Source organism: Streptomyces sp. NBC_01431, from assembly GCF_036231355.1.
Taxonomy (GTDB): Bacteria; Actinomycetota; Actinomycetes; order Streptomycetales; family Streptomycetaceae; genus Streptomyces.
Genome location: NZ_CP109496.1, coordinates 2,446,960 through 2,470,768, shown reverse-complemented (window position 1 = coordinate 2,470,768; position 23,809 = coordinate 2,446,960). Strand labels below are relative to the sequence as shown.

General features: G+C 70.4%; 26 protein-coding genes and 5 tRNA genes. 25 read left to right on the top strand and 6 right to left on the bottom strand.

Annotated elements, in window-relative coordinates; all coding sequences use genetic code 11:
• The first annotated feature begins 81 nt into the window (after positions 1–81).
• The 9 genes from OG522_RS11285 to OG522_RS11245 all read left to right on the top strand — a co-directional run bounded on the left by OG522_RS11285 (position 82) and on the right by OG522_RS11245 (position 4,626).
• Positions 82–858 (top strand): fumarylacetoacetate hydrolase family protein, encoded by a 777-nt coding sequence (locus OG522_RS11285; protein ID WP_329462826.1) that lies wholly within the window; start codon positions 82–84, stop codon positions 856–858.
• On the top strand, positions 851–2,335 hold the full coding sequence (gene gltX, locus OG522_RS11280; protein WP_329462825.1) for a glutamate--tRNA ligase: 1,485 nt from the start codon (positions 851–853) through the stop codon (positions 2,333–2,335). The genes OG522_RS11285 and gltX overlap by 8 nt, the downstream gene beginning before the upstream one ends.
• Before the next feature lie 225 nt (positions 2,336–2,560).
• A complete protein-coding gene (locus OG522_RS11275) occupies positions 2,561–3,232 on the top strand; it encodes a DUF4241 domain-containing protein (RefSeq protein ID WP_329462824.1) in 672 nt (223 codons plus the stop codon).
• 73 nt (positions 3,233–3,305) lie between these two features.
• Positions 3,306–4,025, top strand: coding sequence for an HAD family hydrolase (locus tag OG522_RS11270; RefSeq protein WP_329462823.1), 720 nt, complete (start codon positions 3,306–3,308; stop codon positions 4,023–4,025).
• An 89-nt stretch (positions 4,026–4,114) separates the two neighbouring features.
• Positions 4,115–4,186 (top strand) — tRNA-Gln (locus OG522_RS11265).
• 21 nt (positions 4,187–4,207) lie between these two features.
• Positions 4,208–4,280: transfer RNA gene (locus OG522_RS11260), tRNA-Glu, on the top strand.
• Positions 4,281–4,341: 61 nt separating this feature from the next.
• Positions 4,342–4,414, top strand: a tRNA-Glu gene (locus tag OG522_RS11255).
• Positions 4,415–4,430: 16 nt separating this feature from the next.
• Positions 4,431–4,502 (top strand) — tRNA-Gln (locus OG522_RS11250).
• Positions 4,503–4,553: 51 nt separating this feature from the next.
• Positions 4,554–4,626, top strand: a tRNA-Glu gene (locus tag OG522_RS11245).
• Positions 4,627–4,964: 338 nt separating this feature from the next.
• Here OG522_RS11245 and ndgR read toward each other — a convergent pair.
• On the bottom strand, positions 4,965–5,681 hold the full coding sequence (gene ndgR, locus OG522_RS11240; RefSeq protein ID WP_329462822.1) for an IclR family transcriptional regulator NdgR: 717 nt from the start codon (positions 5,679–5,681) through the stop codon (positions 4,965–4,967).
• Positions 5,682–5,854: 173 nt separating this feature from the next.
• Here ndgR and leuC point away from each other — a divergent pair, with 173 nt between their 5' ends.
• The 4 genes from leuC to OG522_RS11220 all read left to right on the top strand — a co-directional run bounded on the left by leuC (position 5,855) and on the right by OG522_RS11220 (position 9,147).
• Positions 5,855–7,279 carry a 3-isopropylmalate dehydratase large subunit gene (leuC, locus tag OG522_RS11235; protein WP_329462821.1) on the top strand — a complete coding sequence of 475 codons (1,425 nt, stop codon included), beginning with the start codon at positions 5,855–5,857 and terminating at the stop codon, positions 7,277–7,279.
• A 6-nt stretch (positions 7,280–7,285) separates the two neighbouring features.
• The gene (gene leuD, locus OG522_RS11230; protein WP_329462820.1) at positions 7,286–7,879 is read left to right on the top strand and encodes a 3-isopropylmalate dehydratase small subunit; all 594 of its coding nucleotides are present in this window, start codon (positions 7,286–7,288) and stop codon (positions 7,877–7,879) included.
• 239 nt (positions 7,880–8,118) lie between these two features.
• Positions 8,119–8,346 (top strand): hypothetical protein, encoded by a 228-nt coding sequence (locus OG522_RS11225; protein WP_329462819.1) that lies wholly within the window; start codon positions 8,119–8,121, stop codon positions 8,344–8,346.
• Between the two features lie 144 nt (positions 8,347–8,490).
• The gene (locus tag OG522_RS11220) at positions 8,491–9,147 is read left to right on the top strand and encodes an HU family DNA-binding protein (protein ID WP_329462818.1); all 657 of its coding nucleotides are present in this window, start codon (positions 8,491–8,493) and stop codon (positions 9,145–9,147) included.
• A gap of 102 nt (positions 9,148–9,249) precedes the next feature.
• Here the strand turns inward: OG522_RS11220 and OG522_RS11215 are convergent, their stop codons facing one another.
• On the bottom strand, positions 9,250–9,453 hold the full coding sequence (locus OG522_RS11215) for a hypothetical protein (protein ID WP_329462817.1): 204 nt from the start codon (positions 9,451–9,453) through the stop codon (positions 9,250–9,252).
• Between the two features lie 9 nt (positions 9,454–9,462).
• Positions 9,463–10,191 carry a 2-phospho-L-lactate guanylyltransferase gene (gene cofC / locus OG522_RS11210; RefSeq protein WP_443074828.1) on the bottom strand — a complete coding sequence of 243 codons (729 nt, stop codon included), beginning with the start codon at positions 10,189–10,191 and terminating at the stop codon, positions 9,463–9,465.
• Between the two features lie 144 nt (positions 10,192–10,335).
• Here cofC and OG522_RS11205 point away from each other — a divergent pair, with 144 nt between their 5' ends.
• From OG522_RS11205 to OG522_RS11195, 3 genes are read left to right on the top strand one after another with little or no spacing between them, the layout of a single operon-like run.
• Positions 10,336–11,088: a lysophospholipid acyltransferase family protein gene (locus OG522_RS11205; RefSeq protein ID WP_329462816.1), complete on the top strand. Its 753-nt coding sequence runs from the start codon at positions 10,336–10,338 to the stop codon at positions 11,086–11,088.
• Positions 11,085–12,098 carry an NAD(P)H-dependent glycerol-3-phosphate dehydrogenase gene (locus OG522_RS11200; RefSeq protein ID WP_329462815.1) on the top strand — a complete coding sequence of 338 codons (1,014 nt, stop codon included), beginning with the start codon at positions 11,085–11,087 and terminating at the stop codon, positions 12,096–12,098. The genes OG522_RS11205 and OG522_RS11200 overlap by 4 nt, the downstream gene beginning before the upstream one ends.
• A gap of 58 nt (positions 12,099–12,156) precedes the next feature.
• Positions 12,157–13,314 carry a D-alanine--D-alanine ligase family protein gene (locus tag OG522_RS11195; RefSeq protein ID WP_329462814.1) on the top strand — a complete coding sequence of 386 codons (1,158 nt, stop codon included), beginning with the start codon at positions 12,157–12,159 and terminating at the stop codon, positions 13,312–13,314.
• On the opposite strand, the gene OG522_RS11190 is transcribed toward OG522_RS11195, so the two are convergent.
• Together OG522_RS11190 and OG522_RS11185 are read right to left on the bottom strand one after the other, a co-directional pair.
• On the bottom strand, positions 13,311–13,784 hold the full coding sequence (locus OG522_RS11190) for a DUF3515 family protein (protein ID WP_329462813.1): 474 nt from the start codon (positions 13,782–13,784) through the stop codon (positions 13,311–13,313). The two genes, OG522_RS11195 and OG522_RS11190, sit on opposite strands and share 4 nt — an antisense overlap.
• A gap of 20 nt (positions 13,785–13,804) precedes the next feature.
• Positions 13,805–14,038: an Lrp/AsnC ligand binding domain-containing protein gene (locus OG522_RS11185; RefSeq protein WP_329462812.1), complete on the bottom strand. Its 234-nt coding sequence runs from the start codon at positions 14,036–14,038 to the stop codon at positions 13,805–13,807.
• A 224-nt stretch (positions 14,039–14,262) separates the two neighbouring features.
• Here OG522_RS11185 and OG522_RS11180 point away from each other — a divergent pair, with 224 nt between their 5' ends.
• Both OG522_RS11180 and thiD read left to right on the top strand, forming a co-directional pair.
• A complete protein-coding gene (locus OG522_RS11180) occupies positions 14,263–15,228 on the top strand; it encodes a thiamine-phosphate kinase (protein ID WP_329462811.1) in 966 nt (321 codons plus the stop codon).
• Positions 15,225–16,007, top strand: coding sequence for a bifunctional hydroxymethylpyrimidine kinase/phosphomethylpyrimidine kinase (gene thiD, locus OG522_RS11175; RefSeq protein WP_329462810.1), 783 nt, complete (start codon positions 15,225–15,227; stop codon positions 16,005–16,007). Before OG522_RS11180 ends, thiD begins: the two co-directional genes overlap by 4 nt.
• Before the next feature lie 83 nt (positions 16,008–16,090).
• On the opposite strand, the gene rpmB is transcribed toward thiD, so the two are convergent.
• Entirely contained in the window at positions 16,091–16,276 is a 186-nt protein-coding gene (gene rpmB / locus OG522_RS11170; RefSeq protein ID WP_003951095.1) for a 50S ribosomal protein L28, read from the bottom strand.
• 246 nt (positions 16,277–16,522) lie between these two features.
• On the opposite strand from rpmB, the gene OG522_RS11165 reads away from it, so the two are divergent.
• From OG522_RS11165 to rpmF, 7 genes are all read left to right on the top strand, one after another.
• Positions 16,523–18,142, top strand: coding sequence for a DAK2 domain-containing protein (locus tag OG522_RS11165; protein WP_329462809.1), 1,620 nt, complete (start codon positions 16,523–16,525; stop codon positions 18,140–18,142).
• Positions 18,143–18,291: 149 nt separating this feature from the next.
• Positions 18,292–20,496, top strand: coding sequence for an ATP-dependent DNA helicase RecG (gene recG, locus OG522_RS11160; protein WP_329462808.1), 2,205 nt, complete (start codon positions 18,292–18,294; stop codon positions 20,494–20,496).
• A 48-nt stretch (positions 20,497–20,544) separates the two neighbouring features.
• Positions 20,545–21,141 carry a 16S rRNA (guanine(966)-N(2))-methyltransferase RsmD gene (gene rsmD, locus OG522_RS11155; protein ID WP_329462807.1) on the top strand — a complete coding sequence of 199 codons (597 nt, stop codon included), beginning with the start codon at positions 20,545–20,547 and terminating at the stop codon, positions 21,139–21,141.
• Between the two features lie 26 nt (positions 21,142–21,167).
• Positions 21,168–21,647: a pantetheine-phosphate adenylyltransferase gene (gene coaD / locus OG522_RS11150; RefSeq protein WP_329467542.1), complete on the top strand. Its 480-nt coding sequence runs from the start codon at positions 21,168–21,170 to the stop codon at positions 21,645–21,647.
• A 96-nt stretch (positions 21,648–21,743) separates the two neighbouring features.
• Positions 21,744–22,802, top strand: a complete 1,059-nt coding sequence (locus OG522_RS11145; protein WP_329462806.1) for an ATP synthase F0 subunit B — start codon at positions 21,744–21,746, stop codon at positions 22,800–22,802.
• A gap of 183 nt (positions 22,803–22,985) precedes the next feature.
• On the top strand, positions 22,986–23,633 hold the full coding sequence (locus OG522_RS11140) for a YceD family protein (protein ID WP_329467541.1): 648 nt from the start codon (positions 22,986–22,988) through the stop codon (positions 23,631–23,633).
• A gap of 2 nt (positions 23,634–23,635) precedes the next feature.
• Entirely contained in the window at positions 23,636–23,809 is a 174-nt protein-coding gene (gene rpmF, locus OG522_RS11135; protein ID WP_007493396.1) for a 50S ribosomal protein L32, read from the top strand.

Below are 23,809 nucleotides of genomic sequence, written 5' to 3'. Positions count from 1 at the left end.
GCCGGTGCCCCCGCCCGCGTTAGCCTGGAGCGTCAGACTCCAGCCAGTACCAGCTAAGCGAAGTGAGGGGCGACAGCACTCGTGCGCATCGCCAGGTTCTCCATCGACGGCAATGTCGCCTTCGGAGCCGTCGAGGGTGAAGGCCCCGACGGTCTCGTACTCGACATCATCAAGGGCATCCCGTACGCGGACTTCGAGCTCAGCGGCACCAAGGTCCCGCTGAGCAAGGTCCGCCTCCTGCCGCCCGTGCTCCCCAACAAGGTCGTGGCCATCGGCCGCAACTACGCGGAGCACGCCAAGGAGCTCGGCAACGAGGTCCCCGAGGTGCCGGTGGCCTTCTTCAAGCCGACCACCTCGGTGATCGGCTCCGGCGACAACATCGAGTACCCCTCCTTCTCCAACGAACTGCACCACGAGGCCGAGCTCGCCGTCGTCATCGGCCGCATGTGCCGCGAGGTCCCGCGCGAGCGCGTCAAGGACGTCATCTTCGGCTACACCTGCGCCAACGACGTCACCGCGCGCGACGCCCAGAAGCGCGAGAAGCAGTGGGCCCGCGCCAAGGGCTTCGACACCTCGTGCCCGCTCGGCCCCTGGGTGGAGACGGACCTCGACCCCACGGACCTCACCATCCAGGCGACGGTCAACGGCGAACAGCGCCAGCTCGGCCGCACCGCCGACATGATCCGCTCCATCGAGGACCTGGTCGTCCACATCACCGAGGCCATGACGCTGCTCCCGGGCGACGTCATCCTCACCGGCACTCCGGCCGGGGTCGGCCCCCTCAACGTCGGCGACGAAGTCGCCGTCACCATCGAAGGCATCGGCACTCTCACCAACAGGGTGATCAAGCGTGGCTAACCCCCTGGACGCCAGCGTCCGCGTCCGTTTCTGTCCCTCCCCGACCGGCAACCCCCACGTGGGCCTGGTCCGCACCGCCCTGTTCAACTGGGCGTTCGCCCGGCACCACGGCGGCACCTTCGTCTTCCGCATCGAGGACACCGACGCGGCGCGCGACTCCGAGGAGTCGTACAACCAGCTGCTCGACTCGATGCGCTGGCTGGGCTTCACCTGGGACGAGGGCCCGGAGATCGGCGGCCCGCACGCGCCCTACCGCCAGTCGCAGCGCATGGACATCTACAAGGACGTCGCCGGGAAGCTGCTCGCGGGCGGCTACGCGTACAACTGCTACTGCACCACCGAGGAGCTGGACGCCCGTCGCGAGGCCGCCCGCGCCGCCGGCAAGCCGTCCGGCTACGACGGCCACTGCCGCGATCTGAGCGACGCGCAGAAGCAGGCGTACGAGGCCGAGGGCCGCAGCCACGTCGTGCGCTTCCGGATGCCGGACGAGGCGACCACCTTCACGGACCTGGTCCGCGGCGAGATCACCGTCCAGGCGGAGAACGTCACCGACTACGGCATCGTCCGCGCGAACGGCGCCCCGCTCTACACGCTGGTCAACCCGGTCGACGACGCGCTGATGGAGATCACCCACGTCCTGCGCGGCGAGGACCTGCTGTCCTCCACGCCGCGCCAGATCGCGCTGTACAAGGCGCTGATCGAGCTGGGCGTGGCGAAGGAGATCCCGTCCTTCGGCCACCTGCCGTACGTCATGGGCGAGGGCAACAAGAAGCTCTCCAAGCGCGACCCGCAGGCGTCCTTGAACGTCTACCGCGAGCGCGGCTTCCTCCCCGAGGGCCTCCTCAACTACCTCTCCCTGCTTGGCTGGTCGTTCTCGGCGGACCAGGACGTCTTCTCGATCCAGGACATGGTCGCGAAGTTCGACATCGCGGACGTCAACGCCAACCCGGCCCGCTTCGACCTGAAGAAGGCCGAGTCGATCAACGCGGACCACATCCGCATGCTGGACGAGAAGGCCTTCGCGGCGGCCTGCGAGCCGTGGCTGCGTGCCCCGCACGCGAACTGGGACCCCGAGTCCTTCGACGAGAAGGCCTGGCAGGCGATCGCCCCGCACGCCCAGACCCGCGTGACGGTCCTCTCGGACATCACGGCCAACGTCGACTTCCTCTTCCGCGCCGAGCCCGTCGAGGACGAGGCGTCCTGGGCGAAGGCCATGAAGGAAGGCTCGGACGCACTCCTTCGCACGGCGCGCGAGAAGCTGGAGTCGGCGGACTGGACGTCGCCGGAGTCCCTGAAGAACGCGGTCCTGGCGGCGGGCGAGGAGCACGGCCTCAAGCTGGGCAAGGCGCAGGCCCCGGTCCGCGTGGCCGTGACCGGCCGCACGGTCGGCCTGCCCCTGTTCGAGTCCCTGGAAATCCTGGGCAAGGACAAGACGCTGAAGCGGATCGACGCGGCGCTGGTGAAGCTGGCGGCGTAGGCGCACACAGACGTGTGGATGAGGGGCGGCAGCCGACGGGCTGCCGCCCCTCAGGTCGTCGCAGGCGGCAACCCGCCCCAGCCGTACGGGAGTTGTCCTGGGGGCCGGGACGCGGAGCCGGGTTGCGGCCCCGAGCCGTCTCGGACTGCGTTGTCAGTGGGGGGAGTTATGTTTCCCGTAGGCGAACTGTCGCCGCCTCCACGCCTGTCACACCGGGAGACCCTCATGCCCATGCCCGCCCCCGACTTCTCCTGGCACTTCACTCCGGGCCACACCTTCGTGGAGGAGTCCGGCACCACCGGCACGCTGTCCGTGGTGGCCGGCGGGGAGCTGTGGCTGCACACCGGCCGGGTCATCGCCTGCGACCCGTTCGTCTCACTCGGGGCCGGCGAGGCCGAGCCGTTCACGGCCGACGTCGCGCCGGGGCGGTACCGGGTGGACGCCGCGGTGGCCACCCTCGTGCGGCCGGGGGAGCCCGAGGCGGACACCCCGCACCTGCGGGTGGTCGCGGCGCGCCTCGTCATCCAGGACGTCCCCGCCGTCTCCTGGGAACTCGCGCTCCAGCCGGGCCAGGACCTCGCCGAGCTCGATGACGACGAGTTCTTCGGGTACGGCGTGGACGCGGGCACCGGGTGTTTCTACGACGCCGGGTCCGACGGGTCCTTCCCCGACTGCGAGGGCGACGAGGGCCCGCTCTGGGAGGCCTTCGACACCGTCCCGCCCTCACCCGGGCCGCACACCGTCACCGACCCCGCCTCCGGTCACAACCTGATCGCCTTCTCCTCCGGCTGGGGCGACGGCGCCTACCCCACCTGGATAGGCCGCGACGAGGCCGGCGCGATCACCTGCTTCGTCACCGACTTCTTCGTCGTCCCGGCCGAAGCACTGGTGCACTGACCTTCGCCGCCGCCGTCGGGCGCATATGCCAGAACACCGTCCTCGCTCCGGCCCGACGACCTAAACTCGAAGCATGGCCATCCGCGCCGTCCTCTGGGACATCGACGACACGATCTTCGACTACGCCACGGCCTCCCGCTCCGGCATGCGGGCGCACCTCGACATCGAAGGCCTGCCCCGCGCGTACGACTGTCTGGAGAAGGCCCTCGACAGCTGGGACGAGTTCACCGCGTACCACTGGGCGCGGTTCGCGGCCGGGGAGACCGACTGGGAAGGGCAGCGGCGCGACCGGGTCCGGTCGTTCCTGGACGAGCCCATGAGCGACGAGCGTGCCGAGGCCTGGTTCGAGCGGCACGTGGCGCACTACGAAGCGGCCTGGAGTCTGTTCCCGGACACCCTGCCCGTTCTCGACGTACTCGCCGACGACTACCGGCACGCCGTCCTGTCCAACTCCTCCCTGCGCAACCAGGACCGGAAGCTGCGGATCCTGGGCGTGCGGGACCGCTTCGAGGCGCTCTTGTGCGCCGCCGAACTGGGCGTCGCCAAACCGGAGGCCGGCGCCTTCCACGCCGGGTGCGAGGCGCTCGGGCTCTCCCCGGCGGAGGTCGCATACGTCGGCGACCAGCCGGACATCGACGCACGCGGGGCTGACAAGGCGGGGCTCAAGGGGGTCTGGCTCGACCGGTCCGGGACCGGCGGACGGCCCGAGCTCGTCCGCATCACCGGGCTCGATCAGCTCCCTGACCTCCTGCGCCGCGATACCCGTTTTGGAGCGCCGGACACCTTCGGGTAATGTTCTTCCTGCGCCGAGGGAAGCGGGGGGAAAAGCCCCGAACCGAAAGCGCAAGCCGAGCAAAACCCCGTACGGGAGTTGCGCTTTGGTGGGCTATGGTGTAATTGGCAGCACGACGGTTTCTGGTTCCGTTAGTCTAGGTTCGAGTCCTGGTAGCCCAGCTCGCAGAGCTTTTCTGCAAGGCCCCCGTTGTGTAGCGGCCTAGCACGCCGCCCTCTCAAGGCGGTAGCGCCGGTTCGAATCCGGTCGGGGGTACAGATCCTTCCCACGGGATCACCAGGGTCGCACCCGGTGAACCTGCTGCAGGATCGCTAGGGCCCCCGTTGTGTAGCGGCCTAGCACGCCGCCCTCTCAAGGCGGTAGCGCCGGTTCGAATCCGGTCGGGGGTACTGGTCTAAACCACCATGGGCTATGGTGTAATTGGCAACACTACGGTTTCTGGTACCGTCATTCTAGGTTCGAGTCCTGGTAGCCCAGCGGGTCATTACAAGATCCTGGATCTTCATCGAAGGTCCGAAATGCAGATAGGCCCCCGTTGTGTAGCGGCCTAGCACGCCGCCCTCTCAAGGCGGTAGCGCCGGTTCGAATCCGGTCGGGGGTACGCACAGAGAATTGGCCCTCCGCTTCATGCGGAGGGCCTTTTCGTGTCTCCGTACCTCTCTGCCTGCGCGGCGCGGGAGTCGTAACGCTCCACCAACTCCCGCTCGGTCACGGCCAGTTCGGCGGTCGCCTGCGCATGGAGGGCAGCAAGTCCTCGACCGCGCACGGGTATCCGAGCCGGGGCAGCGCCCGACCGCGCCGACCACCGTGCCGTATGCCGGTGAATCCGACCCCGAACCACCGGTTGTGCGCGGTCGGTTGAGCGGGGCGGGCCCCGGACACACCTCCGGCCCACCGCTGCGGCGTTGAAGCGGTGGGCCGGAAAGTGGAAGTAGGGACTCAGCCGTTGCGGCGCAGGGCCTCGGACAGGCGCCCGGCGGCGTCGATGACAGCCTGGGCGTGCATCCGGCCCGGGTGCCGGGTCAGGCGCTCGATGGGGCCGGAGACCGATACGGCGGCCACCACCCGGTTCGACGGGCCGCGCACCGGCGCCGACACCGAGGCCACGCCCGGCTCGCGCTCGCCGATCGACTGGGCCCAGCCCCTGCGGCGCACGCCGGAGAGGGCCGTCGCCGTGAAGCGGGCGCCCTGGAGGCCGCGGTGCAGGCGCTCCGGCTCCTCCCAGGCCATCAGGATCTGGGCGGACGAGCCGGCCTTCATCGTCAGCGTGGAGCCGACCGGCACGGTGTCGCGCAGGCCGGAGAGGCGCTCGGCGGCCGCCACGCAGATCCGCATGTCGCCCTGCCGGCGATAGAGCTGGGCGCTCTCGCCCGTCACATCGCGCAGATGCGTCAGTACGGGCCCGGCCGTGGCCAGCAGGCGGTCCTCGCCCGCCGCTGCCGCGAGCTCCGCGAGCCGGGGGCCGAGAATGAAACGGCCCTGCATGTCCCGAGCCACCATCCGGTGGTGTTCCAGTGCCACGGCGAGGCGGTGTGCCGTGGGTCGTGCGAGCCCAGTGGCCGCGACCAGACCTGCGAGGGTGGCCGGACCGGACTCCAGAGCGCTCAGGACAAGGGCAGCCTTGTCCAGAACGCCTACGCCGCTAGAGTTGTCCATGCAACGATATTCGCGTCTCACTCTGTGAAACGCAAGTTCAATTTTCTCCGGAAGTCGTCAAGCTGTACTGGCGATCCGTACAACGGATCCGGCCTTCGCCCGGGGCGTGCGGTACGGGCATGGGCAATCGATCTCTAGTAGTGCCGGCGACGACGCCGGCCGGAGGGAAGGCGATGGGTAGGACACTCGCGGAGAAGGTCTGGGACGACCATGTCGTCAGGCGAGCCGAGGGCGAGCCCGACCTCCTCTTCATCGATCTCCACCTGCTGCACGAGGTGACCAGCCCGCAGGCCTTCGACGGTCTGCGCAAGAACGGCCGCCAGGTGCGCAGGCTCGACCTCACCATCGCCACCGAGGACCACAACACCCCGACCATCGACATCGACAAGCCGATTGCCGACCCGGTCTCGCGCGTCCAGCTGGAGACGCTGCGCAAGAACTGCGCCGAGTTCGGGGTGCGGCTGCACCCGCTGGGCGATGTCGAGCAGGGCGTCGTCCACGTGGTGGGACCGCAGCTGGGCCTGACCCAGCCCGGCACCACCGTGGTCTGTGGCGACTCGCACACCTCCACCCACGGCGCCTTCGGCGCGCTGGCCTTCGGCATCGGCACCTCGCAGGTCGAGCACGTGCTCGCCACCCAGACGCTGCCGCTGGCCCCGTTCAAGACGATGGCCATCACCGTCGACGGCGAACTGCCCGACGGCGTCACCGCCAAGGACCTGATCCTCGCCATCATCGCGCGGATCGGCACCGGCGGCGGCCAGGGCTACGTCCTGGAGTACCGCGGCTCCGCCATCGAGAAGCTGTCGATGGAAGCCCGCATGACCATCTGCAACATGTCGATCGAGGCCGGTGCCCGCGCGGGCATGATCGCCCCGGACCGCACCACGTTCGACTACCTGGAGGGCCGCGCCCACGCCCCCAAGGGCGCGGACTGGGACGCGGCGGTCGCCTACTGGAAGACCCTGAAGACGGACGAGGACGCGGTCTTCGACGCCGAGGTCGTCATCAAGGCCGACGAGCTCTCGCCGTTCGTCACCTGGGGCACCAACCCCGGCCAGGGCGCCCCGCTGTCGGCCGAGGTCCCCGACCCTGCTTCGTACGAGGACGCTTCGGAGCGCCTGGCCGCCGAAAAGGCCCTGGAATACATGGGGTTGACCGCCGGGCAGCCGCTGCGCGACATCAACGTCGACACCGTCTTCGTAGGTTCGTGCACCAACGGCCGCATCGAGGACCTGCGCAACGCGGCCGCCGTCATCGAGGGCCGCAAAGTCGCCGACGGCGTACGGATGCTGGTCGTCCCGGGCTCGGTCCGAGTCGCCCTGCAAGCCATGGACGAGGGCCTGGACAAGGTGTTCACGGCCGCCGGCGCCGAATGGCGGCACGCGGGCTGCTCGATGTGCCTGGGCATGAACCCGGACCAGCTGGCCCCCGGTGAGCGCTCCGCGTCCACCTCCAACCGCAACTTCGAGGGCAGGCAGGGCAAGGGCGGCCGCACCCACCTGGTTTCGCCCCAGGTCGCCGCCGCGACCGCGGTTCTCGGCCATCTGGCCTCGCCTGCCGACCTCTCCGACGCCCGTACGCCCGCTGGAGTCTGATCAGCCATGGAAGCATTCACCACGCACACCGGCCGGGCGGTACCGCTGCGGCGCTCCAACGTCGACACCGACCAGATCATCCCGGCCCACTGGCTGAAGAAGGTCACCCGGGACGGCTTCGAGGACGGGCTCTTCGAGGCCTGGCGCAAGGACCCCGAGTTCGTCCTGAACAAGCCCGAGCGCAAGGGCGCCACGGTTTTGGTGGCCGGACCGGACTTCGGTACCGGCTCCTCCCGCGAGCACGCGGTGTGGGCGCTGCAGAACTACGGCTTCAAAACCGTGATCTCGTCCCGCTTCGCCGACATCTTCCGCGGCAACTCGCTGAAGAACGGGCTGCTCACCGTAGTTCTCGACCAGAAAGTCGTGGACGCGCTGTGGGAGCTGACCGAGCGCGACCCGAGCGCCGAAATCACCGTTGACCTGCAGGACCGCCAGGTTCGCGCGGAAGGCGTCACGGCCGACTTCGAACTCGACGAAAACGCCCGCTGGCGGCTTCTGAACGGCCTGGACGACATCTCGATCACGCTCCAGAACGAGCCCGACATCGCCACCTACGAGGGGCGCCGGCCCTCCTTCAAGCCCAGCACGATCCAGGCCTGAACCGCCTATTGACCCCCCTTCGGCTGCATCGCGCCCCCTGATTTCCGGATTGGTTTCCGGGCAGGGGGCGCGTCGCGTTTTGGGCTCCGGGGGTGACGTCAACTAGCCTTGCGCGCAGGGCAGATGGCTGGATAGTCGCTTGCGCGATCGGGGGTGCGTACGGACGTCCGGTGGTCGCTGGATTCGCTCAGTTGCCCCCGCCGGAGGTGACAACTCGCCTCAGATGGCACAATCGACGCATGGAACGCGACAGCCAACTCGGGCTCTACGGGATGGTGGCGGACCAACTCAAAGAAGCGCACACAAGGGTGCGCGAACTGCAAGTCCCGGAGGGCGTACGGATGGCGCTGTCCCGGAAGCTGCTGGTCATCACGGCGGCGGCCAAACACGATCTCGCCGATGCGGCAAGGCGTCTGGACCGGTTGATGAAGGACCTCGACGAGGGCCGATTCCCCGAAGGCGACTGAGCCGCAAGGAACTCGGTGAGAGCCGACTTCGTTGCGGCACTAGGGTGATTAGCCCGTTTCGTGTTTGATTTGCGGTATATATCTGCCTAACGTGCGAAAAGGCCTGGACACTTTCGCTCAGGCAATGTCTCCGAAGGGGAAGACGTGAACAAGGCGCAGCTCGTAGAAGCGATTGCCGACAAGGTCGGCGGCCGTCAGCAGGCCGCGGACGCGGTTGACGCGGTGCTGGACGCGATCGTCCGCGCAGTCGTCGCCGGCGACCGCGTCTCGGTCACCGGTTTCGGCTCGTTCGAGAAGGTCGACCGCCCGGCCCGGTACGCCCGCAACCCGCAGACGGGTGAGCGTGTACGGGTCAAGAAGACCTCGGTTCCGCGCTTCCGCGCGGGCCAGGGCTTCAAGGACCTCGTCGCGGGCTCGAAGAAGCTCCCGAAGAACGACGTGGCCGTCAAGAAGGCCCCCAAGGGCAGCCTCTCGGGCGGCGCTTCCACCCGTACCACCGTCAAGAAGGCCGCGGCCAAGAAGGCCACCGCCAAGAAGACGACGGCCGCCAAGAAGGCCACCGCGGTGAAGAAGACCACCGCCGCGAAGACCACGGCGGCGAAGAAGACCACCGCCAAGAAGGCCACCGCCAAGAAGACCACGGCCACCGCCGCGAAGACCACGGCGGCGAAGAAGACGACCGCCAAGAAGGCCACCGCCAAGAAGACCGCGCCGGCCAAGAAGGCCGTCGCGAAGAAGGCGCCCGCGAAGAAGGCCACGGCGCGCAAGACCACCGCCAAGAAGGCCACCGCTCGCAAGTAGTACGCGGCTCTCACGCGGCAAGGTGCATGCGCCGGGCCGGGCTCCCTTCGGGGAGACCCGGCCCGCGGCCGTTTTCGGCCAGTTTCACAGGGCGCCGCCGCCTCAGAAGGTCTGCAACGTCACCAGAGTGATGTGCAGCCCGGTGCCGCCCGCCTCGGTCTCGATGCGGACCCGCTGTCCGGGCCGCAGCAGCCGCAGACCGCCCGCGTCGAACGCCGGGGCGCCGAAGTCCACCGGGGTGCCGTCGTCGAGCAGCACACTGCCGCTGCGGGTCTCGGGGTCGTATGTGTACGCGGTCGCCTGCATACCGCCAGCCTAGTGCCCCGGTACGGAGGCCAGAGCCTGGCGCAGCGCGGCGGTGGCCGGGCCCACGCCCAGGGCCAGGGCGGCGCGCAGATCCGCGCCGGTGTCCACGTCACCGCGCACCGAATCGACGCCGTCGAGCAGGATTTCCGCGGCCCCCGACGCCGAATGGGCGGCCCGGGAAGGACCGCCGAAATACGGATTCAAATCGACGCCGGGCAGGGCCGAAAGAAAAGTCGTGCCGATTCCCGCCGCGTCCGCGAGAAATGCCCGCGGAAATGCGGCCGCCGCGGCGAGCACCCGGCCCAGGTCCGCGGGGCGCAGCGCGGGCAGATCCGCGTTCAACGCCGCCACCGGGGCCGCCGGGCGCCGGGCGCGCACCCGGTACGCCCCGTACGCCAGCGCGGGGTTGAGGCCCGCCCCGGGGGAGTCGGGCACGACGCGCGCGCCGAGCGCGGCCAGTTGCGCCCCGGCCAGCGGGTCGTTGGTGACGACCGCCACATCACGCACCACCGGGCAGTCGAGCGCGGCCGCCACCGTGTCGAGCGCGAACGCGAGGGCGAGCCGCGGCCGCAGCTCACCGCCGACGGCGGCCGCCAGTCTGCTCTTGGCCAGCGCCAAGGGCTTCAGCGGTATGACGAGGGACCAGCGGGCAGCTGTGGCGGTGTTCGTGGCGTCCCCTCCGTCCGGGCGCCGCCTTGATCGGGCCGGGCGGCGGCGGGTTTCATTGTCACCCGCCAGCAGGGCCGCTGTCCGGGCCGGGGCGTACGGTGTTCTCGACAGACCAGGGGCCCGGGGCGACACTTGCCACCAGCAGCCGCGCAGGGTCAGTTCGCCCCCCGGGTCCGCAGCGGCCCGGCCGGGTCCACAGAGGAAGGTGTCCGAGTGTCCCGCCGCAGAATCGGCTTCTGGTACCGCCTGGCGGCGGTCATCTCAAAACCGCCGCTGGTCGTTCTGTTCAAGCGGGACTGGCAGGGAATGGAGAACATTCCGGCCGACGGCGGATTCATCACCGCCATCAATCACAACTCGTATCTGGACATGTTCTCCTACGGGCATTTCCAATACAACACCGGCCGCGTGCCCCGATTCCTGGCGAAGGCCGCGCTTTTCAAGACGCCGGGTGTCGGGATCCTGCTGCGCGGTACCGCCCAGATTCCCGTCTACCGCGAGTCGACCAACGCCGTCGGCGCCTTCCGCGCCGCCGTTGACGCCGTGGAGCGCGGTGAATGCGTCGCCTTCTACCCCGAAGGCACCCTCACCCGCGACCCGGGCCAGTGGCCGATGACCGCGAAGACCGGAGTCGCGCGGGCCGCGCTGATGACGAGGGCACCCGTCATCCCGATCGCCCAGTGGGGCGCCAACTTGGCGATGCCGCCGTACGCCAAGGAGAACAAGGTCCGCTTCTTCCCGCGCAAGACGCTCCAGGTGAAGGCCGGTCCGCCGGTGGACCTGGACCGGTTCTACGACAAGGAGCCGACGCCGGAGGTCCTCAAGGAGGTCACCGAGGTCATCATGGCCTCGATCACCGGCCTCCTGGAGGAGTTGCGGGGCGAGAAGGCCCCCGAGAAGCCGTACGATCTGCGCGAAGTCCGCGCGCGGCAGCGCCGCGAGGCCGCCGGGGAGGGCACCAAGTGACACACGGCACCACCAAGGCAGCGGTGTTCGGGACCGGTTCGTGGGGCACGGCGTTCGCCATCGTCCTCGCCGACGCGGGCTGCGAGGTGACCCTCTGGGCCCGCCGGCCCGAGCTCGTCGAAGCGGTCAACTCCACGCGCACCAACCCGGACTACCTGCCGGGCATCGAACTGCCCGCGTCCGTACGGGCCACGACCGATCCGGCCGAGGCCGCGGCCGGCGCCGACTTCACCGTCCTCGCCGTGCCCTCCCAGACGCTGCGCGACAACCTCGCCGCCTGGGCGCCCCTGCTGGCCCCCGACACCGTGCTCGTCTCCCTGATGAAGGGCGTGGAACTCGGCACCGCCAAGCGGATGAGCGAGGTCATCGCCGAGGTCGCCAAGGTCTCCGAGGACCGCGTCGCGGTGGTCACCGGGCCCAACCTCGCCAAGGAGATCGCCAAGCGGATGCCGGCCGCGGCCGTCGTCGCCTGCCGCGACGAGTTGGTCGCCCAGCGCCTCCAGGCCGCCTGCCACACCCCGTACTTCCGCCCGTACACCAACACCGACGTCGTGGGCTGCGAACTGGGCGGCGCCGTCAAGAACGTCATCGGTCTCGCCGTCGGCATCGCCGACGGCATGGGGCTCGGCGACAACGCCAAGGGCTCGCTCATCACCCGCGGCCTCGCCGAAACGACCCGGCTCGGCCTCGCGATGGGCGCGGACCCGCTGACGTTCTCCGGCCTCGCCGGCCTCGGCGACCTCGTCGCCACCTGCTCCTCGCCGCTCTCGCGCAACCACACCTTCGGCACCAACCTCGGCAAGGGCATGACCCTGCAGGAGACGATCGCCGTCACCAAGCAGACCGCCGAGGGCGTCAAGTCCTGCGAATCCGTACGGGATCTGGCCCGCAGGCACGGGGTGGACATGCCCATCACGGAGACCGTCGTCGACATCGTCCACGAGGGGAAGCCGCCGGTCGTCGCCCTCAAGGAGCTGATGTCGCGCAGCGCCAAGGCCGAGCGGCGCTGACCGCGCCGGGCCCCGCGGCAGTGGCCGCGGGGCTTCGAACGGGTACTCTCAACGCGATATGAGCAGCGAGAACCTCCCCCAGAGCCCTGAGAAGCAGCTCCGCAAGCCGCGGGTGGCCGTAGTGTTCGGCGGCCGCAGCTCCGAACACGGCATCTCGGTCGTCACCGCCGGTGCCGTGCTGCGCGCCATCGACCGTACGAAGTACGACGTGCTGCCCATCGGCATCACGACGGACGGCCGCTGGGCGCTCACCGCCGACGAACCCGAGCGGATGGCGATCACCGACCGCCGCACGCCCAGCGTCGAGGACCTCGCCGAGTCCTCCGAGGGCGGCGTGATCCTCCCCGTGGACCCGGCCAGCCGCGAAGTCGTCTACAGCGAGCCCGGAACGGTGCCCAAGGCACTGGGCGAGGTCGACGTGGTCTTCCCCGTGCTGCACGGCCCCTACGGCGAGGACGGCACCCTCCAGGGCCTCCTGGAGCTCTCCGGCATCCCCTACGTCGGTGCGGGCGTGCTCGCCTCGGCCGTCGGCCAGGACAAGGAGTACATGAAGCGCGTCTTCACCTCCTTCGGGCTGCCCGTGGGGCCCTACCTCGTGGTGCGCCCGCGCGAGTGGGAGCAGGACGAGAAGAGCGCCCGCCAGCGGATCGCGGACTTCGCAGGCGAGCACGGCTGGCCGCTGTTCATCAAGCCGTCCCGGGCCGGCTCCTCGTTCGGCATCACCAAGGTGGACTCCTTCGACGGCCTGGACGAGGCGATCGCCGAGGCCCGCCGCCACGACCCCAAGTTCCTCGTCGAGTCGCTGCTGCGCGGCCGCGAGATCGAGTGCGGGGTGCTGGAGTTCGAGGACGGACCGCGAGCCAGCGTGCCCGCCGAGATCCCGCCGGTGACCGCCCACGACTTCTACGACTTCGAGGCCAAGTACATCGACTCGGCGGCCGGGATCGTGCCCGCCCCGATCGGCGAGGAAGCCACCGCCGAGGTGCGGCGCCTGGCCGTCGAGGCCTTCGAGGCGGCGTCCTGCGAGGGGCTGGTCCGCGCGGACTTCTTCCTCCAGGACAACGGCGAGTTCGTCATCAACGAGATCAACACGATGCCGGGGTTCACGCCGATCTCGATGTACCCGCGGATGTGGCAGGAGAGCGGCGTCGACTACGCCGAGCTCGTCGACCGCCTCCTCCAGGCGGCGCTGCGCAGGCCGACGGGGCTGCGCTAGAGGCTCTTGGTGGCCTTGACGACGGGGGCGCCGAACGCCTGGAGCACGGACGCGTCGTGCGCGTACCGCGTCCCCGTCAGGAGCTCGATGTAGGGCTCCCGGTAGGCGGTGACGAACCGGGGGCCCTCGGAGCGCGGGAACACGACCCACCAGACCCCGTTCACCTGAACTCCGTTGGACTTGGGGTCGTTCATCTCGTCACCCCGCGGAATCCCGCAGCGCAGTACGATCTCCGCGTCCCCGTCCCCCCACCGGGCCGTCAGCGGCGACTTTGGGGTGGGGTCGTGCCGCTTCTGCCCGGCCACGGTGTCGGGCAGAAGCTTGTCCAGCGCCGCGCAGGCGGCCGCGTCCTTCGCGGACGGGGTGGGAACCGCCACCTTCGCGGTGGCGTCGGACGAAGAACAGCCCGCGGCCGCCAGGACGGCGACCGCGGACAGGACGAGAAGCGGCCGGCGGCGAGAGAAAGTCACCGGCCCAGGGTAAGCGGGGGCTACAGATGAACGACCGGGCAGGTCAGGGTTCGGGTGATGCCGTCCACTTGCTGGACTTTGGCGACCACCATGCGACCGAGTTCGTCAACCGTCTCGGCCTGCGCCCGCACGATCACGTCGTACGGTCCGGTCACGTCTTCGGCCTGGATCACCCCCGTGAGCTTTCCGATGGCCTCGGCGACTGTCGACGCCTTGCCCACCTCGGTCTGAATGAGGATGTACGCCTGTACCACGGAACCTCCAGGGCGGCCACGAGGATCATGTGGGGGAGAGAAAGAGACGCCACGGTACCGCGTCGCCCCGCGCGACGGGGAGACCCGCGCGCCCGGCCGCTCACACCGACAGGCGAAGACGGACATGAAGTTGACGTATGTGTTGACGGTACCCACGGCCGGGACCGCTCGCGACCGCAAGCCGGCCGGGGCCCGGGGGGTACGAAAATGAGAGGTGGGACACGGTGAAAGGCACTGTGGGCGAGTTGGGGGAATTCGGGCTCATCAGGGAGCTGACCTCCCGGCTCACCTCCACCCCCGCGGTACGGCTGGGGCCCGGCGACGACGCCGCGGTCGTCACCGCACCCGACCGCAGGGTGGTCGCCAGCACGGACATCCTCCTGGAGGGGCGGCACTTCCGGCGCGACTGGTCGACGGCGTACGACGTGGGCCGCAAGGCGGCCGCGCAGAACCTGGCCGACATCGCCGCCATGGGCGCCGTGCCGACCGCGATCCTGCTCGGCCTGGTCGTACCGGCCGAACTGCCGGTCACCTGGCCCACCGAGCTGATGGACGGCATCCGCGACGAGTGCCAGGTCGCGGGCGCGGCCGTGGTCGGCGGCGACGTCGTGCGCGGGGACACCATCACCGTCGCCATCACCGCACTCGGCGACCTGCGCAACCACGAGCCGGTGACCCGGGCCGGCGCCCAGCCCGGCGACGTGGTCGCGGTGACGGGCTGGCTCGGCTGGTCGGCGGCGGGCTACGCGGTCCTGTCGCGCGGGTTCCGCTCACCGCGCGCCTTCGTCGAGGCCCACCGCCGTCCGGAGCCCCCGTACCACGCGGGCCCCGCCGCCGCCGGGCTCGGTGCCACCGCCATGACCGACGTCAGCGACGGTCTGGTCGCCGACCTCGGCCACATCGCCGAGGCGAGCAAGGTCCGCATCGACCTGCGGTCCGGCCTCATCGACATCCCGACGCAGATGAGCGACATCGGCCAGGCCGTCGGCGTCGACCCGCTGCAATGGGTGCTCACCGGGGGCGAGGACCACGCGATCGTCGCGACGTTCCCGCCCGACGTGAAGCTGCCCGCCCGCTGGAAGGTCATCGGCGAGGTCCTCAACCCCTCCGCGCTGCCCACCGTCACCGTGGACGGCGCACCCTGGACCAGCAAGGGCGGCTGGGACCACTTCGGGGACGACCCCGCATGATCCCTCGCGTGCTGACCGTCGCCGGATCCGACTCCGGCGGCGGCGCGGGCATCCAGGCCGACCTCAAGACGATGCTGGCGCTCGGCGTACACGGCATGAGCGTGATCACCGCCGTGACCGCCCAGAACTCGCTCGGCGTCCAGGGCGCCTGGGAACTCCCGGTCGAGGCGGTGCGGGCCCAGTACCGGGCCGTCGCCGAGGACATCGGCGTACAGGCCGTCAAGACCGGCATGTTGTCCTCAGCGGCGCTGGTGGAGGCCGTGGCCGACCTGCTCGCCGCGACCGACGCGCCCGTCGTCGTGGACCCGGTGGGCGTCTCCAAGCACGGCGACCCGCTGCTCGCCGCCGAAGCCCTCGACGCCGTACGCACCAGGCTGCTGCCGACCGCGACCGTCGCCACCCCCAACCTGGACGAGGTGGCCCAGCTCACCGGCGTACACGTCGAGGACGAGGACGGGATGCGGCGGGCCGCGCAGGCGATCTTGGAGTTCGGACCGCGGTGGGCGCTCATCAAGGGCGGCCACCTGCCCGGCGACGCCCTCGACCTGCTCACCGACGGCGCCGAGGAGCACTGGCTGCGGGCGCCGCGCCTGGACAACCGGCACACCCACGGCACGGGCTGCACGCTCGCCTCCGCCGTCGCCTCGTACCTCGCGCTTGGCAGCACGGTCCCGGAGGCGGTCCGGGCGGCCAAGGAGTACGTCACGGGCGCCATCGCCGCGGGATTCGCGCTGGGCGCGGGCATCGGCCCCGTCGACCACGGCTGGCGCTTCAGGTAGCGGGTACGGCAAAAAGCCGGTCCACCGAGGTGGACCGGCTTTTCAAGGCAACCGCAGGGGCTGCGCTACGACAGACGTCGCAATTAGCGCGAGACCTTGCCGGCCTTGATGCACGAGGTGCAGACGTTGAGCCGCTTCGGCGTCCGACCGACCACGGCACGCACGCGCTGGATGTTCGGGTTCCAGCGACGAGACGTACGGCGGTGCGAGTGCGAAATGTTGTTGCCGAAGCTCGGCCCCTTGCCGCAGACGTCGCAGTTGGCAGCCACGGGTCACTCCAAAAGCTTCAGATGCATTAAATGCACTTACAGTGAAAACCGGCGCACCGGAATCAGATATCTGAAGTGGCTTGCCGGGGGAATCGGCCCGACTCTCGTCGGGCAACCGAAGCAGCATACAACGGCTGCTCCCGAGATACGAAACTACCACGGTCCCGGCCGCCCCCGCCCCGGGCCCCGGCCCACACCGGGTCTACCCTGCGGGTTCACACACAGGCTCTCAAGGAGGACCACCAGGTGCCGCAGACCCTCGATGCCGTCGCGGTACGCAGCTGGTGCGCACTGGCGCTCGAGGCGCTGGGCCGGGACCGTGAGGCGATCGACGCGATCAACGTGTATCCGGTCGCGGACGGGGACACCGGCACCAACCTCTACCTGACGATGGAGTCTGCGGCCCAGGCGGTCGAGGCGGTGTTCGCCGCCTACCCCCAGCCCCCCGTGTACGCGGGCGTCCCGGACACCGCCGACGTCGTACGGGCCATGGCGCACGGCGCGCTGCTCGGCGCCCGCGGGAACTCGGGGACGATCCTGGCCCAGCTCCTGCGGGGCATGGCCGAGGTCGTCGCGAAGGGCGACGCGGAGCTCGCACCGGCGCTGCGCAGGGCCGCCTCCGCCGCCTATCTGGCGGTCGCCCACCCCGTCGAGGGCACCGTTCTCTCGGTGGCCACCGCGGCCGCCGAGGCCGCCGAGAACGCGAGCGAGAACGCCGGCGGGAACGCAGCCGCGGTGGCCCAGGCCGCGTACGCGGGTGCCCGGGACGCCCTGGACGCGACGCCCGCCCAGCTCGCCGTCCTGGGCCGCGCGGGCGTCGTCGACGCGGGCGGGCGCGGCCTGGTCACCGTGCTCGGCGCCCTGGTGGAGGCCCTCTCCGGCGAGGCCCCGGTCGTACGGCACGAAGCCCGGGTGCCGGTGCCCGTGCAGGACTGCGCGGCCGAGGTTGCGGGGGTGGGGCCCGCCTTCGAGGTGATCTACCTCCTGGACGCGGACGACGCCGCCGTGGACCGGCTGCGGGACCGGCTCGACCGGCTCGGCGACAGCCTGGTGGTGGTCGGCGGTGACGGGCTGTGGAACGTCCACGTACACGTCGACGACGCGGGCGCGGCCGTGGAGGCCGGGGTCGAGGCGGGCCGCCCGCACCGGATCCGGATCACGCACTTCGAGCAGCCGGCCACCGTCGCGCCGCCCAGGGAACAGGTCCAGCGGGCCGTCGTCGCCGTCGTACCCGGCGAAGGCCTCGCCGGGCTCTGTGCCGAGGCCGGTGCGACGACCGTGCTCGCCCGGCCCGGCGAGGCCCCGGCCAGTGGCGAACTGGTCGAAGCGATCAGGCGCGCGCACGCCCGCGAGGTCGTGCTGCTGCCGAACGACGCCGAGTTGCGCCACACGGCCGCGGCCGCCGTCGAGCAGGCGCGCGCGGAGGGCATCCGGGTCGCGCTCATCCCGACCCGGTCCGCCGTCCAGGGCATCGCCGCGCTCGCCGTGCACGCACCCGAGCGGCGCTTCGACGAGGACGTGGTCGCGATGACCTCGGCGGCCGGCGCCACCCGGCACGCCGAACTCGCCGTCGCCGAACGGCAGTCGTGGACGACGGCCGGCATCTGCCAGGCCGGGGACGTCCTCGGCCTCATCGACGGCGATGTGGCGGTCATCGGCCACGACCTCGCCCACACCGCCCGCACCGTGCTCGACCGGATGCTCGCGGCGGGCGGCGAACTCGTCACCCTGGTCCTCGCCACCGACACCCCGCCGGGCCTGGCCGCGACCCTGGAGTCCCACGTCCGCGAGAGCCACCTGGCCGTGGACACAGTGGTGTACGAGGGCGGCCACCAGGCGGTGCCACTGCTGATCGGCGTGGAGTAGCCGAACCGGCCCGGGCCGGTGGGCGCGCAGCATCTTCGCCACGGGCCGAGCGCGGCGGGCCCCGGCGACCGGCGCTGCGGGGTCGGCGGCGCGGGTGTGACCAGCGGTTATCCACAGGTTTTGGCGGGCTGTCAGTCCGGTGGTGTGCAATGGATCGCGTGCCTGCGCTCGAAGAACCACTGAAGAAGCTGCTCGGCGGACCCACCGCGAAGGTGATGGCCGAGCACCTCGACCTGCACACGGTCGGTGACCTGCTGCACCACTATCCGCGGCGGTACGAGGAGCGCGGCCAGCTCACCAAGCTGGCCGAGCTGCCCCTGGACGAGGACGTCACCGTCGTCGCCCAGGTCGCCGACGCCCGGGTGCACACCTTCAACGGCGGCCGTGGCCAGCGCCTGGAGATCACCATCACCGACGGCAGTGGCCGGCTCCAGCTGGTGTTCTTCGGGCGCGGCATCCACAAGCCGCACAAGGAGCTGCTGCCCGGCAGCCGGGCGATGTTCGCCGGCAAGGTGTCGATGTTCAACCGCCGCCTCCAGCTCGCGCACCCCACCTACGCGAAGCTGGGCGCCGACGCGGACGACGAGAGCGACATCGACTCCTGGGCGGGTGCCCTCATCCCGATCTACCCCGCCTGCAAGGGACTTGAGTCCTGGAAGATCGCCAAGGCGGTCGACACGGTGCTGCCCAGCGCCCAGGAGGCCATCGACCCGCTACCGGCCACCCTGCGTGAAGGCCGCGGCTTCGTCCCGCTGCCCGAGGCGCTGCTCAAGGTCCACCGGCCGCAGACGAAGGCCGACATCGAGGACGCGCGCCGGCGACTCAAGTGGGACGAGGCGTTCGTCCTCCAGGTGGCGCTCGCCCGCCGTCGCTTCGCCGACACCCAACTCCCCGCCGTGGCAAGGAAACCGGCCCCCGGCGGCGTGCTCGACTCCTTCGACGCCAAGCTGCCCTTCACCCTCACCGAAGGCCAGCGGAAGGTGTCCGGGGAGATCTTCGACGACCTCGCCACCGAACACCCGATGCACCGCCTCCTCCAGGGCGAGGTCGGTTCGGGCAAGACGATGGTCGCGCTGCGCGCGATGCTCGCCGTCGTCGACTCGGGCGGGCAGGCCGCGATGCTGGCACCCACCGAAGTACTGGCCCAGCAACACCACCGCTCCATCACCGAGATGATGGGCGAGCTGGCCGAGGGCGGCATGCTCGGCGGGTCCGAGCAGGGCACCAAGGTGGTGCTGCTCACCGGCTCCATGGGGATGCCCGCCCGGCGCCAGGCGCTGCTCGACCTGGTGACCGGCGAGGCCGGCATCGTCATCGGCACGCACGCCCTGATCGAGGACAAGGTGCAGTTCCACGACCTGGGCCTGGTCGTGGTGGACGAGCAGCACCGCTTCGGCGTCGAGCAGCGCGACGCCCTGCGCGGCAAGGGCAAGCAGCCCCCGCACCTGCTCGTCATGACGGCCACGCCCATTCCCCGCACCGTCGCCATGACCGTCTTCGGCGACCTGGAGACCTCGGTCCTGGACCAGCTCCCGGCCGGGCGCTCGCCCATCGCCAGCCATGTCGTCCCCGCCCAGGACAAGCCCCACTTCCTGGCCCGCGCCTGGGAGCGGGTGCGCGAGGAGGTCGACAAGGGACACCAGGCGTACGTGGTGTGCCCGCGCATCGGCGACGACGAGGAGGAGGCGAAGACCGCCAAGGGCAGGAAGAAGGCGGAGGAGGCCGAGACCGCCGACAAGCGGCCGCCGCTCGCGGTGACCGAGATCGCCGACCAGCTGCGCGGGGGCCCCCTCCAGGGCCTGCGCATCGAGATCCTGCACGGGCGCATGCAGCCCGACGACAAGGACGACGTGATGCGCCGGTACGCGGCGGGCGAGGTGGACGTCCTGGTCGCCACCACCGTCATCGAGGTCGGCGTGAACGTGCCGAACGCCACCGCGATGGTGATCATGGACGCCGACCGGTTCGGCGTCTCCCAGCTCCACCAGCTGCGCGGCCGGGTCGGCCGCGGCTCGGCGCCGGGCCTGTGCCTGCTGGTCACCGACATGCCGGAGGCGGCCGCCGCCCGCGCCCGGCTCGACGCCGTCGCCTCCACACTCGACGGCTTCGAGCTCTCCCGCATCGACCTCGAACAGCGCCGCGAGGGCGACGTGCTCGGCCAGGCCCAGTCCGGAGTGCGCTCCTCGCTGCGGATGCTCACCGTCATCGACGACGAGGAGATCATCGCCGCCGCCCGCGAGGAGGCGGTCACGGTCGTCGCCGACGACCCGGACCTGGAGCGGCTGCCGGGGCTGCGCACCGCCCTGGACGCACTGCTCGACAAGGACCGCGAGCAGTACCTCGACAAGGGCTGACAGACTGAGGGGAGCAAGACTCACGTACGTACACGGACAAGGACTGAGATGACCCGCGTGATCGCCGGCCGGGCCGGTGGACGCCGCCTGGCCGTACCGCCGGGCACCGGCACCCGCCCCACCTCCGACCGGGCGCGCGAAGGCCTCTTCTCCACCTGGGAGGCGCTGCTCGGCACGCTCGACGGCATCCGGATCGCCGATCTGTACGCGGGCTCCGGAGCCGTGGGCCTGGAGGCGCTCTCGCGCGGCGCCGCGCACGCCCTGCTGGTCGAGGCCGACGGCCGCGCGGCCCGCACCGTCCGCGACAACGTGGCGGCGCTCAAGCTGCCGGGCGCCGAAGTGCGTACCGGCAAAGCGGAACAGATCGTGACAGGCCCGGCGCCGGCCGACCCGTACGACGTGGTGTTCCTGGACCCTCCGTACGCCGTCACCGACGACGATCTTCGCGAGATCCTGCTCACACTCCGCCGCGGGGGCTGGCTAGCGGACGACTGCCTCGTCACCGTGGAGCGCAGCACCAGAGGCGGGGAATTCGGATGGCCCGAAGGATTTGAAGCACTGCGGGCCCGTCGCTACGGCGAGGGCACGCTTTGGTACGGTCGCGCCGCCTCCACGTGCCAAGACGCACCCGGAGACACCCCATGACCGGACCGGAGAGCGAGGGACATCAGTTGCGCCGCGCCGTATGTCCGGGGTCCTTTGACCCCATCACCAACGGACATCTCGACATCATCGCCCGCGCCTCCCGGCTGTACGACGTCGTGCACGTCGCGGTGATGATCAACCAGTCGAAGCAGGGCCTGTTCACCGTCGAGGAGCGGATCGAGATGATCCGTGAGGTGACCGCCGACTTCGGCAACGTGGAGGTCGAGTCCTTCCACGGCCTGCTCGTGGACTTCTGCAAGCAGCGCGACATCCCCGCCATCGTGAAGGGGCTGCGCGCCGTCAGCGACTTCGACTACGAGCTGCAGATGGCCCAGATGAACAACGGGCTCTCAGGCGTGGAGACCCTGTTCGTCCCCACCAACCCGACGTACAGCTTCCTGTCGTCCTCGCTGGTCAAGGAGGTCGCGACCTGGGGCGGAGACGTCTCCCACCTGCTGCCCGCCACCGTCCACGAAGCCCTGGTCGCCCGGCTCGCCAAGAAGTGAAGCGCTGACAGTCCGTCACCCGGTGTCGGGCGGGCGCCGACTGGCCTTACAGTCGTCCCGTCCGTCTCCAATCCGTTAGAAGAGTGGCGATCACCGGTGGACGTGCAGAAGAAGCTCGACGAGATCGTCGAGGTGGTCGGCAGCGCCCGGTCCATGCCCATGTCGGCCTCGTGCGTGGTCAACCGCGCCGAGCTGCTCGCGATGCTGGAAGAGGTGCGCCAGGCCCTGCCCGGCTCGCTCGCCCAGGCCCAGGAGCTGATCGGTGGCCGCGAGCAGATGGTCGAGCAGGCCCGCCAGGAGGCCGAGCGGATCATCGAGTCCGCGCACGCCCAGCGCGGCACGCTGATCTCCGACACCGCGGTCGCCCGCCAGTCCCAGGACGAGGCCGACCGGATCCTCGGCGAGGCCCGCCGGGAGGCGGAGGAGATCCGCGCCGAGGCCGACGACTACGTCGACTCCAAGCTGGCGAACTTCGAAGTCGTCCTCACCAAGACCATCGGCTCGGTGGACCGCGGCCGCGAGAAGCTGCTCGGTCGCGGCCCCGGCCTGGACGAGCAGGGCCGCACGGACGAGGACGCCCCCGAGTACAGCTCCGACCCGCAGACGCTGATCCACCGGGCCGACGAATACGTCGACGCCAAGCTGGGCGCCTTCGAGGCGGTGCTCGCCAAGACCCTCGAAGCGGTCGGCCGCGGCCGCCAGAAGCTGCACGGCCGGACCGCCTCCGACGACCTCGCCGACCACATGGCCGCCCAGGACGCGGCGGGCGAACCGGGCCGGCACACCAGCGACGCCGACTACCTGGCCGGCCTCGCCGAGCTCGCCGGGCCCGACCCGGCCGCCGCCCACGCCCTCGCGGCCGAGCCGCACATCCCCGCCCAGCAGCAGCCCCAGGTCTACGACCCGTACGGCTACCAGCAGCCGCAGCAGGACCCGTACGCCTACCAACAGCAGCCCCAGCAGGAACAGCAGTACGGCTACGTCCAGCAGGACCCGTACGCCTACGACCAGACCCAGCAGCACTACGCGCCGCCGCAGCCCCAGCACCAGCCGCAGCAGGCCGCGCTCGACGAGACCAGCCTGTTCGACACCAGCATGATCAACCTGGACCAGCTCCGCGCCTACGAGCAGGACCACGGGCAGGGACGCCCGTAGCGCTACGGGCGCTGGATCCGGCCGGGGGGTGTGCGGCCGGGGGGATCCGGGCCGGATTGGGCCTATCGCGGCCGGTCCAGTATCCTGGCTCTTCGGTCGCGCGTACGTCCGCGATCCAAGCTGCCCGATTCGCTCTGCGAAGCCGGTGGCAGCCACTCCACGACCTCGAAAGCAGGAAGAGCCCTGAGCACGCGCCTTGACCACCGCGATCCCCTCGTGTTCGACACACACGAGCTGGGTCGGCGTCCCGGTGCGCTCCAGCGGCTCTCCCGCACCGTGGAAGCCCCGAGGGAACTCGGGATCCCCGAGGTCATCCACGTGCCCGAGGGTAGGCCCGTGGAAATCGAGCTCCGCCTGGAGTCGGTCATGGAAGGGGTGCTTGTCACAGGCACCGCCCGTGCATCGGCCGAGGGGGAGTGCGTAAGGTGTCTGGAGCCGCTTCAGCAGGACGTTGAAGTGGACTTCCAGGAAATGTTCTCGTACCCCGACACCGACGACCGGGGCCGCCGCAAGGCAGCCGCGGACGACGATGCCGAGGACGACGAGGACATGATTCCGCTTGAGGACGGCATGTTCGACCTCGAGCCTTTGCTGCGTGATGCGGTGGTGCTCGCACTGCCGATGCAGCCGGTGTGCCGGGAGGACTGCCCCGGGCTGTGTTCCGAATGCGGAGCGCGCCTGGCGGACGACCCGGACCACCACCACGACGCCGTCGACATTCGTTGGGCGGCACTGCAGGGACTCGCCGGGACCATCCAGGACGGCGAGAAGGACAACATGAGCGGCACTGCGTCTGACGTGCAGGATGCCGCCGAGAAGCAGGAGAAGTAGCCGTGGCTGTTCCGAAGCGGAAGATGTCGCGCAGCAACACGCGCCACCGCCGGTCGCAGTGGAAGGCTGCGGTCCCCACCCTGGTTGCGTGCGAGCGCTGCCATGAGCCGAAGCTCCAGCACATCGCGTGCCCGAGCTGCGGCACCTACAACAAGCGCCAGGTCCTCGAGGTCTGA